The 13,175-nt window shown below is 69.1% G+C and carries 10 protein-coding genes; 1 reads left to right on the top strand and 9 read right to left on the bottom strand.

The window, feature by feature from the left end; all coding sequences use genetic code 11:
• Positions 1 to 72 precede the first annotated feature (72 nt).
• The 7 genes from KBX00_RS24760 to kdpF all read right to left on the bottom strand — a co-directional run bounded on the left by KBX00_RS24760 (position 73) and on the right by kdpF (position 9,174).
• The gene (locus KBX00_RS24760) at positions 73 to 744 is read right to left on the bottom strand and encodes a lytic polysaccharide monooxygenase (protein WP_307869070.1); all 672 of its coding nucleotides are present in this window, start codon (positions 742 to 744) and stop codon (positions 73 to 75) included.
• 286 nt (positions 745 to 1,030) lie between these two features.
• Positions 1,031 to 1,714 carry a response regulator gene (locus KBX00_RS24755; RefSeq protein ID WP_210830458.1) on the bottom strand — a complete coding sequence of 228 codons (684 nt, stop codon included), beginning with the start codon at positions 1,712 to 1,714 and terminating at the stop codon, positions 1,031 to 1,033.
• Positions 1,711 to 4,260, bottom strand: a complete 2,550-nt coding sequence (locus KBX00_RS24750; RefSeq protein ID WP_210830457.1) for a DUF4118 domain-containing protein — start codon at positions 4,258 to 4,260, stop codon at positions 1,711 to 1,713. Before KBX00_RS24750 ends, KBX00_RS24755 begins: the two co-directional genes overlap by 4 nt.
• 75 nt (positions 4,261 to 4,335) lie before the next feature.
• Positions 4,336 to 5,217, bottom strand: a complete 882-nt coding sequence (locus KBX00_RS24745) for a potassium-transporting ATPase subunit C (RefSeq protein WP_210830456.1) — start codon at positions 5,215 to 5,217, stop codon at positions 4,336 to 4,338.
• Complete coding sequence (gene kdpB, locus KBX00_RS24740; RefSeq protein WP_210830455.1) at positions 5,217 to 7,409, bottom strand: potassium-transporting ATPase subunit KdpB; 2,193 nt, start codon at positions 7,407 to 7,409, stop codon at positions 5,217 to 5,219. The genes KBX00_RS24745 and kdpB overlap by 1 nt, the downstream gene beginning before the upstream one ends.
• Positions 7,410 to 7,429: 20 nt before the next feature.
• The gene (gene kdpA, locus KBX00_RS24735) at positions 7,430 to 9,085 is read right to left on the bottom strand and encodes a potassium-transporting ATPase subunit KdpA (protein WP_210830454.1); all 1,656 of its coding nucleotides are present in this window, start codon (positions 9,083 to 9,085) and stop codon (positions 7,430 to 7,432) included.
• Positions 9,085 to 9,174, bottom strand: coding sequence for a K(+)-transporting ATPase subunit F (gene kdpF, locus KBX00_RS24730; protein ID WP_074475088.1), 90 nt, complete (start codon positions 9,172 to 9,174; stop codon positions 9,085 to 9,087). Before kdpF ends, kdpA begins: the two co-directional genes overlap by 1 nt.
• 634 nt (positions 9,175 to 9,808) lie before the next feature.
• On the opposite strand from kdpF, the gene KBX00_RS24725 reads away from it, so the two are divergent.
• Positions 9,809 to 11,431: an Ig-like domain repeat protein gene (locus KBX00_RS24725; RefSeq protein WP_210830453.1), complete on the top strand. Its 1,623-nt coding sequence runs from the start codon at positions 9,809 to 9,811 to the stop codon at positions 11,429 to 11,431.
• A gap of 125 nt (positions 11,432 to 11,556) precedes the next feature.
• Here KBX00_RS24725 and KBX00_RS24720 read toward each other — a convergent pair whose 3' ends face one another.
• Together KBX00_RS24720 and KBX00_RS24715 are read right to left on the bottom strand one after the other, a co-directional pair.
• On the bottom strand, positions 11,557 to 12,834 hold the full coding sequence (locus KBX00_RS24720) for a CehA/McbA family metallohydrolase (RefSeq protein ID WP_301548555.1): 1,278 nt from the start codon (positions 12,832 to 12,834) through the stop codon (positions 11,557 to 11,559).
• Between the two features lie 46 nt (positions 12,835 to 12,880).
• Positions 12,881 to 13,114: a hypothetical protein gene (locus tag KBX00_RS24715; protein ID WP_210830452.1), complete on the bottom strand. Its 234-nt coding sequence runs from the start codon at positions 13,112 to 13,114 to the stop codon at positions 12,881 to 12,883.
• Positions 13,115 to 13,175: the final 61 nt, after the last annotated feature.

The following is a 13,175-nucleotide window of genomic DNA, read 5'->3' as shown; positions in this document are numbered from 1 at the left end:
CTGCCGAGACGTCTCGGCTCCAACCCGGGTCGTTCCGGGCCGGAGCCGAGTTGCGCCTGGCGGTCGTGCGGATCAGACGATGTTGATGTCGCTGCACCACATGTAGGTCTGGTCCATGTGTGACGCCTTCCAGATCACGAAGAGGACGTGCTGGCCGCTACGCCCGGACGGGATCGAGACGTTGAACGAGATGTTCTGCGTCGGCGAATAGCGCCCGGTCTGCAGGATCTGGTCGATGTTTCCCCAACCGACGCGCTGCGAGTTCGGATTGAAGCCCTGCCGGGTGACGTAGACCCGGAAGAAGTCAGCGCCGTGGCTGGCCTGGTCGTAGAACCGCAGTGTGAAGTTGCGGCTGACGTTCGTCGCCTTCCAGGCCCCCGGCTGGTTCACCGTGTCGTTCCGGGAGAGGGCGTTGCTGCAGAGCTGCCCGTCGGGCGTACGGGCCTGGTACTGCCCGCCCAGGCCGTCCCGCAGCTGGCTCATCCAGTTCCACATGGTGTCGGGGTTGGCCTGGAACGCCCGGTAGCACATCGGGTCCTGCGTCTGCATCGCCGGATCCATGTGCCGGTGGCCCCAGTTCTGCCAACACTGGTAGGCGCGGGTCGCCGGGTTGATCACGGTGCCGTGGGCCTGGGCGGCACCCGTCCAGGGCAGCATGGCGGCCACCACGGCGAGGGCCAGGACCAGCACCCGGACGGCGGGCCGGGATCGCCGGCCGGATCGGTGGGGATGGTGTGAACTCACGGTGCATCCTCCAATTCTGAGGCGCTCGCCGGGACGGGTTGGGAGCGCTTCCACCGAGTATCACACCAATCGGACAAGATATCAATGATCGTCTATTGATATCGGTTGTGCGGATTTCGTCGCTCGCACCTTGATCGACCCATGACCCCCTGCGCCTCGAATATCCAGGAGAAAGTGCATTCGATGATCGACAAATGGGTACGCCTGCGCACCGTGGCGACGGAGTAGCCGGCCGGCCTGCCGACACCATTCCACTGGGCGACGGTGGCGGTCGTCGCCGTTCGATTCATGGCTGGTAGCGGTAACCCATGCCGGGTTCGGTGATGAGGTGACGAGGCCGGGCGGGGTCAGCTTCGAGTCTTCGGCGTAGCTGGGCCAGGTACTGGCGCAGGTAGCCGGTTTCGGTCTCGTACCCCGGTCCCCACACGTCATGCAGCAGCTGGCGTTGGCTGATCAGCTTGCCCGGGTTGCGGAGCAGTGTTTCGAGCACCGCCCACTGCGTTGGGGTCAGTTTGATCTCGATGCCGTCATCGCGGACGACAGTGTGAGTGGCGAGGTCGACGGTGTGCCGGCCGAGTTGGGCGATGCGGCTGGCCGGGTCCGCGCCGGTGGTGTGCCGACGGGTGACGGCGCGGATGCGAGCCAGGAGTTCGTCGACGCCGAAGGGCTTGGTGACGTAGTCGTCGGCACCCGCGTCGAGGGCGGTGACCATGTCGTCGCTGCCGGCGCGGCCGGACAGCACGATGATGGGGACGGCGGTCCAGCCACGGAGCCCACGGATGACGTCGACGCCGTCGAGGTCGGGTAGGCCGAGATCGAGCACGACGAGATCGGGTGGGTGGCTTCCGGCGGCCTTCAGCGCGGCGGTTCCGGTGCCGGCGACATCGACGTCGTAGCCGCGGGCCCGCAGGTTGATGCGCAGGGCGCGTAGGATCTGGGGTTCGTCGTCGACGACGAGGATCCGGGTCATTCCGGCGCACCCTCCATCGCTGCGGTCGCGGCGGGTAGTCGCAACACCATGGTGAGTCCTCCGCCGGGGGTGGTCTCGGGATTGATGCTGCCGCCCATCGCCTCGGCGAGCCCGCGGGAGAGGGCCAGGCCGAGACCGACGCCCGTGGTGGTGTCCCGGTCGCCGAGGCGCTGGAACGGCAGGAACACGTGGTCCCACTGGTCTTCGGGGATGCCGGGGCCGGTGTCGATGACCCGGAGTTCGACCCGGCCGGAGTGGGCGCTGGCGGTAATGGTGGGTGGCTGTCCGGGTGGGCTGTGCCGCAGGGCGTTCGCGACGAGGTTGACCAACACCCGCTCCAGCAGACCCGGGTCGGCGGTGACCGCGGGCAGATCGGTCGGAATGTCGGTGCCGACATCGGCGGCGGGTGGGCCGAGCTCGTCCAGGGCGCGGGGCACGACGTCCTCCAGACCGATCGATGCGACGGTGATGCCGAGTGCCCCGGCCTGTAGGCGGCTCATGTCGAGCAGGTTGGCCACCAGCCGGTCGAGCCGGTCGAGGGACTCGTCTGCGGTCACCAGCAGTTCGTCCCGGTCTTCGGGGTCGAACTCCACGTCCGGGCTGCGCAGGCTGGACACGGCGGCCTTCGCCGAGGCCAGCGGGGTACGCAGGTCGTGGCTGACGGCGGCGAGCAGTGCGGTGCGCATCCGGTCGGCCTCGGCCAGCGGCCGGGCGGCGGCAGCCTCCTCGGCGAGGCGCTCCTGCCGGAGCGCGACGGCAGCCTGCGCGGCGAACGCCTCGACGACGCGCCGGTCGGCGGCCGCCAACCGCCGGCCGCAGAGCACGACGGTCAGCCGGTCATCGACGGGTACGGCCGTCTCGCCGGCGCTCGGAGTGCCGGCCGGCGCCTCACCGACGCTGGCCACGACCCGCCAGGCGTGCACCTCCCGGTCCCGATCGGGGCGGCCGGTCGCCTCGCCGGTCTGTTCCAACACGCTTACCGCGCGCAGCGCGAAGGTCTCCCGAAGCCGTTCCAGCAGCGCCGGCAGGGGCCGCTGCCCGCGCAGGACGCTGCCGGCGACGGTGGCCAGGGTCTGCGCGTCGGCGGAGGCCCGGGCCGCCTCGCGGGTACGCCGAGCCGCCACGTCGACCACCCAGCTCACCGCCACGGCGACGCCGACGAAGACACCCAGGGCGAGGAGGTTGTCCGCCTCGGCGATGGTCAGCGTGTAGAAGGGCGGGGTGAAGAACCAGTTCAGCAGGAGAGATCCGACCAGGGCCGCGAGCAGGGCTGGCCAGAGCCCGCCGACGAGCGCGACGCCGACGACCGCGGCGAGGAAGATCAGGATGTCGTTGGTAAGGGTGAGGTCGGGCAACGCCTTGAGCAACGCGGTCAGGGCAGGCACGCCCACGACGGTGAGCGCGAACCCGTACAACCGGCGCCGCCGGGACAGCGCGGCGGGCACCGCCGGACCGCGCCGACCGCGAGCGGCCTCGGCATGGGTGACCAGGTGTACGTCGATGGGACCGGACAGCGCCGTGGTGGTGACCCCGACGCCCCGGGAGAACAGTTGAGCGAGGCGGCCCCGGCGGCTGGCACCGAGCACCAGTTGGGTGGCGTTGACGCCCCGGGCGAAGTCCAGCAGCGCGGCGGGAATGTCGGTGCCGAGCACCTCGTGGTACGTGCCGCCGAGGCGCTCCGTCAGCACCCGTTGCCGGGCCAGTTGCGCGGGGTCGGCACCGGCGAGCCCATCGCTTCGGGCGACGTGCACGGCGAGCAGGTCGGCGCCCTTGCTGCGGGCGGCGACGCGGGCCGCGCGACGAATCAGCGTCTCTCCCTCCGGCCCGCCGGTCAGGGCGACGACAACCCGTTCGCGGGCCTCCCAGGTGGCGGATATGCCCTGCTGGGCGCGGTACGCATCGAGTTGCTCGTCGACCCTGTCGGCGAGCCAGAGCAGCGCGAGTTCGCGCAGGGCGGTGAGATTGCCGACGCGGAAGTAGTTGCCGAGCGCGGCGTCGATCTTGTCGGGCCGGTAGATGTTGCCGTGTGCCATCCGACGGCGCAGCGCCTCGGGAGTCATGTCGACGAGTTCGACCTGCTCGGCGGCGCGGACAACGGCGTCGGGGACCGTTTCCCGTTGAATGGCCCCGGTGATCTGGGCGACGACGTCGTTGAGCGACTCCAGGTGTTGGATGTTGACCGTGGTGAGCACGGTGATTCCCGCGTCCAGCAGCTCCTGGATGTCCTGCCATCGCTTGTCGTTGCGAGATCCGGGCACGTTTGTGTGCGCCAGCTCGTCGACGACGGCCACCTCGGGCCGCCGGGCGAGCACCGCGTCCAGGTCCATCTCCGTGAACTCGGTGCCCCGGTAGGTGATGGTGCGCCGGGCCACCTGGTCGAGGTGGCCGATCATCGCGGCGGTGTGCGTACGACCGTGGGTCTCGACGAGCCCGATCACCACGTCGGTGCCGCGCTCGGCGCGTCGGTGCGCCTCCTCCAGCATCGCGTACGTCTTCCCGACGCCGGGTGCGGCGCCGAGATAGATGCGCAGTTCCCCTCGCGCCACCGCACCCCTCCCTTCTCGACGGAAAGGGCCCCCTGTCCTCGCCATGTGTACCGCAAGAGGCCCTTTGCGAATGTCTCAGCCGACGGGAAACTCCCGGTCGAGCGCCAGGTTGAGTTCCAGCACGTTGACTCCGGGTGCGCCGATGAAGCCGAGCGACCGGCCGCTGGTGTGCTCCTCGACCAGACGGCGGACCACCATCGGGTCCGCATCACGCTCCCGTGCGACCCGGTTCACCTGTAGCTCGGCGTACGCCGGGGAGATGTGCGGGTCGAGTCCACTGCCGCTGGCGGTGACGGCGTCGGCGGGTACCGCGGGGTCGGCCGGTGCGTCTCCCCGGATCGGAGTGACCAGGCCACCGGCGGCGACGTAGTCCTCGCCGGGCCGGGCCAGTTCCACCGGCACGCCCTCGTAGCTGGTGAGGAACGGTGTGGCCGGTACGACCTGGTTGACACTCACCACCCGGGTCACCGCCCCGGTCAGCCCGTCGGCGCGGAACACCGCGAGCACCGCGCCGACTCCGTCGGTGGTGCAGTACGGTCGACGGCCGTCCACACCGTCGAGTTCGCCGACGGCCTTGCTGCGCGCGCAGACCTGGGTGAGCAGGCTCGGCGTGGAGTCCTCCGGGTCAGCGGCGAGGATGTCGACGACACTTTCCGGGCCCAGGTTGCTGGCGGCGGTGGCGGTCGGATCGTAGCCGTCCCCGGCGGCGGAGGGGCGGGACTGGAAGTAGCGCGGGACGGGGTTGCCGTCCCCGTCGGTGAAGGACTGGCCGATCAGCGAGCTGCCGACGGTCCGTCCGTCGACGGCCAGCAGTGATCCGTCCGTCCGGCCCGCTAGGCCGGGGGCCTGTCCCATGGCGACCAGCGCGAGCGGGTACGCGAGGCCGAGCAGCACGGTGAAGACGAGCAGCGCGCGCAGTGCGGCGAGGTGTTGGGCGAGCCAGGTGGGTAGGCGCATCACGAGATCCCTGGGATGAGCTGGACGAGCAGGTCGATGATCTTGATGCCGGCGAACGGCGCCACGATGCCGCCGAGGCCGTAGACCAGCAGGTTGCGGCTGAGCAGCTTCGAGGCGGACGCTGGCCGGTACCGGACGCCGCGCAGGGCGAGCGGGATCAGCGCGACAATGATGATCGCGTTGAAGATGACCGCGGACAGGATCGCCGACTCCGGGCTGGCCAGCCGCATGATGTTGAGGGCGTCCAGACTGGGGTAGATGCCGGCGAACATGGCCGGGATGATCGCGAAGTACTTCGCGATGTCGTTGGAGATGCTGAACGTGGTCAGCGCTCCTCGGGTGATCAGCAACTGTTTGCCGATCTCCACGATCTCGATCAGCTTGGTCGGGTCGGAGTCGAGGTCGACCATGTTGCCGGCCTCCTTTGCGGCCGACGTACCGGTGTTCATCGCCACGCCGACGTCGGCCTGGGCGAGCGCCGGGGCGTCGTTGGTGCCGTCGCCGGTCATCGCGACCAGGCGGCCGCCCTCCTGCTCCTTGCGGATCAGGGCGAGCTTGTCCTCCGGGGTGGCCTCGGCGAGGAAGTCGTCCACTCCCGCCTCGTCGGCGATGGCCTTGGCAGTACGCGGGTTGTCGCCGGTGATCATCACCGTCCGGATGCCCATCGTGCGCATCTCGTCGAACCGCTCCCGCATGCCGGCCTTCACCACGTCCTTGAGGTGAATGACGCCCAGCGCGCGGGCCGGCTCGCCGTCGACGTGCTCGGCGACGACCAGCGGGGTGCCGCCGAGGCCGCTGATCTCGTCGACGATCTGGCCGACCTGCTCGGTGGGGTGGCCGCCGTTCTCGCGTACCCACTTCATCACGGCGGCGGCGGCACCCTTGCGGATGCGACGCGTCTCGCCACCGACACTCTCGGCCCCGAGGTCTACGCCGCTCATCCGGGTCTGCGCGGTGAACGGCACGAACGTGGCGTGTGGGATCAGGCCCGGCTCCCGCTCGCGCAGCCCGAACTCGTTCTTGGCCAGCACGACGACGGAGCGGCCCTCGGGGGTCTCGTCGGCGAGGCTGGACAGTTGCGCGGCGTCGGCGACGCTCGCGACGTCCACGCCCTCGACCCGGAGGAACTCGGCGGCCTGCCGGTTGCCCAGGGTGATGGTGCCGGTCTTGTCCAGCAGCAGGGTGTTGACGTCGCCTGCGGCTTCGACGGCCCGCCCGCTCATGGCGAGGACGTTGCGCTGCACGAGGCGGTCCATGCCGGCGATGCCGATCGCCGACAGCAGCGCCCCGATGGTGGTCGGGATGAGGCAGACCAGCAGTGACACCAGCACGATCCCGCTGACGCCGGCGTCGGTGATCGCCTGGGTGTCTGGGGCCGCGCCCTGGTAGTTCTTCGAGAAGATCGCGAGCGGCTGGAGAGTGACCACGGCCAGCAAGAAGATGATCGTCAGCGCGGCCAGCAGGATGTTCAGCGCGATCTCGTTCGGCGTCTTCTGCCGGTTGGCGCCCTCGACCAGGTTGATCATCCGGTCGATGAAGCTCTCCCCCGGCTTCTGCGTGATCGTCACGACGATCCGGTCGGAGAGGACCTTGGTACCGCCGGTGACCGCACTACGGTCACCACCGGACTCCCGGATCACCGGAGCCGACTCCCCGGTGATCGCCGACTCGTCGACGCTGGCGATGCCCTCCACCACGTCCCCGTCGCCGGGGATGATCTCCCCGGCCTCGACGACGACCACGTCACCCTGCTTCAACTGTGGAGCGGGCACCGACTCGGTGCGAAAGGTGCCGGGTGCGGCGCCTGCGGTCCAGCCCACGGCGCGGGTGGCGACGGTGTCCGCCTTCGCCTGGCGCAGGGCGGCGGCCTGTGCCTTGCCCCGGCCCTCGGCCACGGCTTCGGCCAGGTTGGCGAAGATGACGGTCAGCCACAGCCAGGCGGTGATCGCGACCGCGAACACCGACGGGTCCGCCACCGCGAGTGCGGTGGTGAAGATCGCCCCGATCTCGACGATCAGCATGACCGGGTTGCGCCAGAGGGTGCGCGGGTCGAGCTTGCGCAGCGCGTCCGGCAACGCCTTGAGCATCTGCTTCGGGTCGAGCAGGCCGCCGCCCCGGTCGCCCTGAGTGGCCGGGGTGCCGGCGGTCGCCGCGTCGGCGGTGCCGTGCGGCGCCGGCGTGGAGGTGGTCATGTCCTTCTCTCTCATGATGGTCACAGCCCTTCGGCCAGCGGGCCGAGCGCGAGGGCGGGCAGGAAGGTCAGCGCGACCAGGATCACCGTGACGCCGACGACCATCCCGACGAACAGCGGCCGGTGCGTGGGCAGGGTGCCCTCGGAAGTGGGGGTGGGTTGCTGGCGCGCGAGAGAGCCGGCCAGAGCGAGCACGAAGATGATCGGCAGGAACCGGCCGAGCAGCATGCACAGGCCCAGCGCGGTGTTCCACCAGGGCGTGCTCACGGTGATGCCGGCGAACGCGGAGCCGTTGTTGTTGCTCGCCGAGGTGAACGCGTAGAGCACCTCGGACAGGCCGTGCGGCCCGACGTTGAGCGCCGTCGAGTTGTTGCCGGTGGCGAACGCCGCCGCGGAGCCGATCAGCACCAGAGCCGGGGTGATCAGGAAGTACAGCGAGGCGAGCTTGATCTCCCGTGAACCGATCTTCTTCCCGACGTACTCGGGCGTCCGGCCGACCATCAGACCGGCGACGAACACGGTGATCACCGCCAGGATCAGCAGGCCGTAGAGGCCGGCACCGACACCACCGGGGGCCACCTCACCGAGCATCATGTTGACCAGCGGCATCATGCCACCCAGCGCGGTGTAGGAGTCGTGGAACGAGTTCACCGCACCGGTGGAGGTGAGCGTGGTGGCGGCAGCAAAGGTGGCCGAGTTCGACACGTCGAACCGGACCTCCTTGCCTTCCAGCGCCGCGCCCACCGCCTGCGGCACCGTGCCGTCGCCGGTCAGCTCGAACACGTTCGTCAGGGCGATGCTCGCGACCGCCAGGACCGCCATCGCCGCGACGATCGCGTAGCCCTGCCGTACCTGGCCGACCATCCGGCCGAAGACCCGGGGCAGGCTGAACGGGATCACCAGGAGCAGGAAGATCTCCAGCCAGTTCGTCCAGGTGGTCGGGTTCTCGAACGGGTGCGCGCTGTTCACGTTGTAGAAGCCGCCACCGTTGGTGCCCAGCTCCTTGATGACCTCCTGGCTGGCCACCGGGCCGCCGGTGATGGTCTGAGTGCCGCCGGTCAGGGTGGTCACCTCTGTGCCACCCGACAGGTTCTGCACCGCGCCGCCGATCATCAGCATGATCGCGCCGAGCACCGAGATCGGCAGCAGGACCCGCAGTGTGATCCGGGTCAGGTCCACCCAGAAGTTGCCCAGTTCCCCGGTGCGGCTGCGGGCGAAGCCCCGGACCAGAGCCACCGCCACCGCGATGCCGACGGCGGCGGAGACGAAGTTCTGCACCGCCAGCCCGGACATCTGCACCAGGTGACCCATGGTCGATTCACCCGAGTACCACTGCCAGTTCGTGTTCGTCACGAACGACACCGCGGTGTTCCACGCGCCGTGGCTGGCCACCGGGTCGAAGCCGAGTGAAAGCCACAGGTGATTCTGCAGTCGCATGAACCCGTACAGGAACAGGATCGAGATGGTGGAGAAGGCGAGCACGGCACGGGCGTACACGCCCCAGCTCTGCTCGGCGGCCGGGTTGACCCCGACGATCCGGTAGACGATCTGCTCGACACGAGAGTGCCGGGTGCCGGACACCACCCGAAACAGGTAATCGCCGAACGGCCGGTGGACGACGGCCAGCGCCACCACCAGCGTGAGGATGAACAGCACTCCGGCTGTCGTCGCGGTCATCAGAAGCGCTCCGGGAACAGCAGGGCAACCACCAGAAACACGGCCAGGCCGATCGCCAGTACCAGGCCGACGGCGTTGACGGCGCTCACAGCTTCTCCACGCCCCTCACCATCAGAGCCAGCGCCGCGAACAGCACCACCGTCAGCACCACGTACACCACGTCAGACACGTCTGACTCCTCATTCCGGAACAGGTCCCGCGCGACCCCATCCGGCCGCGCCCCGCAATCACAACGCCGCTCGCCCCCAACGACAGGGGCCATAACGCGACCATCACGAGGAATCGCCGATTCTTAACGCGCTTTTCACGTCGCCGCCCGATCGGGTGATCCCGGACACTGCGGACACCGCTGGCCACCTTCGAGGCCGCGCCGACCCCCAGCTGCCACGGATGTCGATCCGCGATTCGGAACGGTCGACGGTCGGCCGGATCGATCGCCGCGATCGCCCACACCGTCGGGCCGTGCGCAGGAGCGACAGATCAGGTAACACCGCCGCAACACCCTTGACACCCGAAGGTGACCCCGGCCACACTGTCGAAGCTAATTCGATTTAGCAGATCACCGAGCTGACGTGGAGACATGCACAGGTTGTCCTGTGGGGCGAGCCGCGCCCAACAGGACCTCGGCTGGAGGTGAGGCGGGAACGTCCCTCGGTGGTCGATGGACCGGAGGAACCGTAGATCCCAATGAGGCCGCGCGAGACCATAGAGGAGTAGTCCCAGATGAGGAGACCGATCGGACGCCGGCTCAGCCGGGCGATCTCGTTACTCACGATCATCACGCTCGGTGTTGGTGCCAGCGCCATCATCTCCGCACCAGCCGCCGCCGGGAAGCACAAGGTGGTGGAGGGTGCGACCGTCAAGCCGGATCGCGGCTCACCGACCGGGTACACCGTCACGTTCGTATACCACAACCCCACCGCGACGCAGGTCCGCCTTGCCGGAGATCTCACGCTGCTCGACGTCGGCACCGGCAACACCCGGTACCAGCCGGAGGAGTGGCAGCCGGGGCGGTACCACTCCGGAGGCACCGAGTTCCTCAGGGACATGACCAGGGATCCGAAGGGCTACTGGTCGGTATCGCTGCCACTGCACGCTGGCGGGATCAGCTACTGGTACCGGGTCTGGGACCCGGCCCAGGGCTGGGAGAACAAGCGCATCTGGGATCCCGCCTCGACGAACCCTCGCCCGCCGGGCGAGTCCTCGTTCCGGGTGCGCAACAACGACGTCCTCGATGCGGTGTACGTGCCGTACGCCAGGAAGCAGAACGACCCGGTGCTGAAGGGGCGTGCGGAGTACGAACTCCCGATCGCGGACCGCAAGAAGCGGGGCACCGTCAACTACATCCCCTACACCACGATCCTGGGCGACAGCGGCCACTACCTCGGTGTCTACCTGCCGGCCAACTACAACCCCAAACGGGCGGAGCCGTACAAGGTGGCGTACCTCGCCCACGGCATCTTCGGTGACGAGACCGACTTCATGGTCCCGGCGAACGTCCCCAACATCCTGGACAACATGACGGCCAAGGGCGAGATCGAGCCAACGGTCGTGGTCACCATGGGGAACCACTTCACCGGGACCAGCCTCGGCTTCGGTTCCTACAACCAGACGAACGCCGCCAACAACCTGGTCCAGACGATCCTTCCGCTCATCGAGGAGAGGTACAACGTCTCGACCGAGCGGGAAGGCCGGGCCTACGCCGGGTTCTCCTACGGCGGCATGACCGGCGCCCACGTCATCAGGGGCTACCCGACCACGTTCGCCTACTACGGGCACTTCTCCGGTAACCCGTCCCTGTCCGCCCAGGACTACGACAACGTCGCGGCCGCAGTCGGCGACGACGACCTCTTCGTGTTCCTCGGCAACGGTGTCTTCGAAGGCAACCTCAACGCCCAGAACGCCATCGCGGACAACTTCCGGGCTCGGGGATACGCCGCCAGGACGACCCAGGTCCCCGGCGCGCACGACGGCATGACGGCGAGCCAACTGTTCACGATCTTCGCTCGCGACCACCTGTGGTCGGAGGTCGACACCGTGGGCACGGCACGGACCGTGATCAAGGCAAAGGCCACGCCAGCGTCGATCGTCCGTGGCGGCACCTTCAAGCTGCACGTAGACGTGCGGGCCGAGGCCGGCCACAAGAAGGCACCGAAGGTGACAGGTGAGATCACCGTAACCTTCGGTGGCGCCACCCAGGTGGTGCCGTTGGCCGGCGGCAAGGCCGTGGTGAAGCTGCCAACCGCCGAATTGGCGGCCGGGGTGTACCCGGTCCACGTCGCCTACTCCGGTGACCGGAACTACGCGCCCGCTGCCGGGTTCCACCAGCGGCTTCGGGTCCGGTAACCAACAGGCACATGGTGGGCCGACGACGTGCCGTCGTCGGCCCACCATGGCGATCCGGTCCCGTGCCGGCTACCTCGACGACCTGCTGGTGCCGCGCCAACCCGTGCCGGACGACACGGTCACACTCAGGGGCGTAGCCACCACGGGCTGGTGTACGCGACGCCGAAGTCGTTGCACGGGTGACCGGCCGGGCCGGGCGTGCCGTTGGGCAGCGACGGATCGGAGATCCGGAGCACCACCCAGTCGCCGTCGGCGACGTTCAGCGGCACCGTGAAGTCGGTGACCCGACCGTTCACCGTGTCGACGACGTCGACGACGGTCGGTGCCGACGCGCCAGGGCGCAGCACCTGGATCCGCAGCGGCTTACCGTCCCAGGCCGGCCCACGGTCGAGGTCCAGCAGGAACCGCACGTCGCCGGAGGCCACGTTCAGCACACCACCCATGCGTACGCCGTTGGCCGTGGCGTCCACCCGCAGGCCGGAGACGCGGGTGGCGAAGGACCGGCGGGCCGCCATCGCCTCGAACACCGCGGCGCGGGTGTTCTCGGTGACCCACAGGCCGCTGCGACCCTTTCCCTCGTGGAAGCCCCAGGTGGTGCCGTGTTCGTCGGTGACGCCGGTGAGGCCCGGCCGCCAGCCCGCGTTGAGGCAGGCCACCAGCGGCGAGGTCATCCCGGACGACCAGCCCTCGAACAGGTAGTCGTCGGTGCGGTTGAACATCTCCAACCCCACCAGCTGATCCCGGGCCGAGGCGTTGAACGAGAAGTTGTCGAACCGGCCCACCTCCCGCCCGGGGTGGTTGAAGCTGGCCAGACCGCCCGGCCGGCCGATCAGCCAGCGGTACAGGCTGCCGGTGCTGCCGGCCCGCCACAGGTCGGCGAAGTCGGAGGTGTTCCACACGTTGATGTGCCCCTGCAGCGGGTGTGACCACTCGAATCCGCGGATCGCGGTGAACTTGCCCGGGTCGTTCGCGGCGTTGGCGAGATCACCGGTGGTCCGCCACTCCGACGAGCTGATCCCCTCGATGGCGAAGAGCGTGGCGTGGTCGGTCAGCGCGGCGACATCCAGACCGGCCTCGCGCATCGAGGCGAACGCGGCCTCGGGACTACCGTCGCCGTCCGAGACGACGGTGTGGTTGTGCATGTCGGCGTGCACCAGCATCGTGCCCTGGGTGATCAGCGAGGTCCGCGCGGCACCGGCCGCCGCCGTCGGGGCGCTGGCCATCGTCGTGTTGGCCGCTCGGGCGGAGGTCGGCAGCGCGGCCAGCATCAGCGCGCCGCCGGTGCCGGCCAGCAGCGCTCGGCGGCCGAACGCCGGGGCGACGTTGACCTGGCCGTACGGCACCTCGTCGTCGGACCCGTTGTGGTGGTGGTGGTGACAGTGGTCGGGGTGATGTCCGCTCATAGGCAAACATGAACATGTTTCTACTCGACCATGCCACAAAGCTGGGTCATCGGTCAGGCGAACACCTGCGGTACAGATGTTTCCCGCCGGTCTGAACGGCAACGGCCGGGTTGGCCATCGGCAGGCGACCCAGCACTGCGTCGATGTCGCGCAGTGCGGTGACGCTGCCCAGACGTTCCCGTTCCTCGCCGAGCGGTGCGTGCTCGCCGCAGAACCACACCGCGCCGGGCGGAGCCTGATCCGGTTCGTGGTGGCAGACGTGGCAGCGCGGAGGCACCATGCGAGCAGTCTGGCGGCCGGTCGCCAGCGGAGCCCGGCACCGGGTGGTGCCGGGCTCCGTC

The sequence above is a fragment of the Micromonospora sp. C95 genome (assembly GCF_018070465.1).
Taxonomy (GTDB): Bacteria; Actinomycetota; Actinomycetes; order Mycobacteriales; family Micromonosporaceae; genus Micromonospora.
The sequence above is the reverse complement of the archived record's forward strand: the minus strand, read 5'-3'. Positions and strand labels throughout refer to the sequence as shown.

Coding starts and splice junctions, on each gene's coding strand:
- KBX00_RS24755 (WP_210830458.1), bottom strand. CDS start 1,714: ATGACCCGGATCCTCGTCGTCGACGACGAACCCCAGATCCTACGCGCC.
- KBX00_RS24745 (WP_210830456.1), bottom strand. CDS start 5,217: ATGCGCCTACCCACCTGGCTCGCCCAACACCTCGCCGCACTGCGCGCG.
- kdpB (WP_210830455.1), bottom strand. CDS start 7,409: ATGACCACCTCCACGCCGGCGCCGCACGGCACCGCCGACGCGGCGACC.
- kdpA (WP_210830454.1), bottom strand. CDS start 9,085: ATGACCGCGACGACAGCCGGAGTGCTGTTCATCCTCACGCTGGTGGTG.
- KBX00_RS24725 (WP_210830453.1), top strand. CDS start 9,809: ATGAGGAGACCGATCGGACGCCGGCTCAGCCGGGCGATCTCGTTACTC.
- KBX00_RS24720 (WP_301548555.1), bottom strand. CDS start 12,834: ATGAGCGGACATCACCCCGACCACTGTCACCACCACCACCACAACGGG.
- KBX00_RS24715 (WP_210830452.1), bottom strand. CDS start 13,114: ATGGTGCCTCCGCGCTGCCACGTCTGCCACCACGAACCGGATCAGGCT.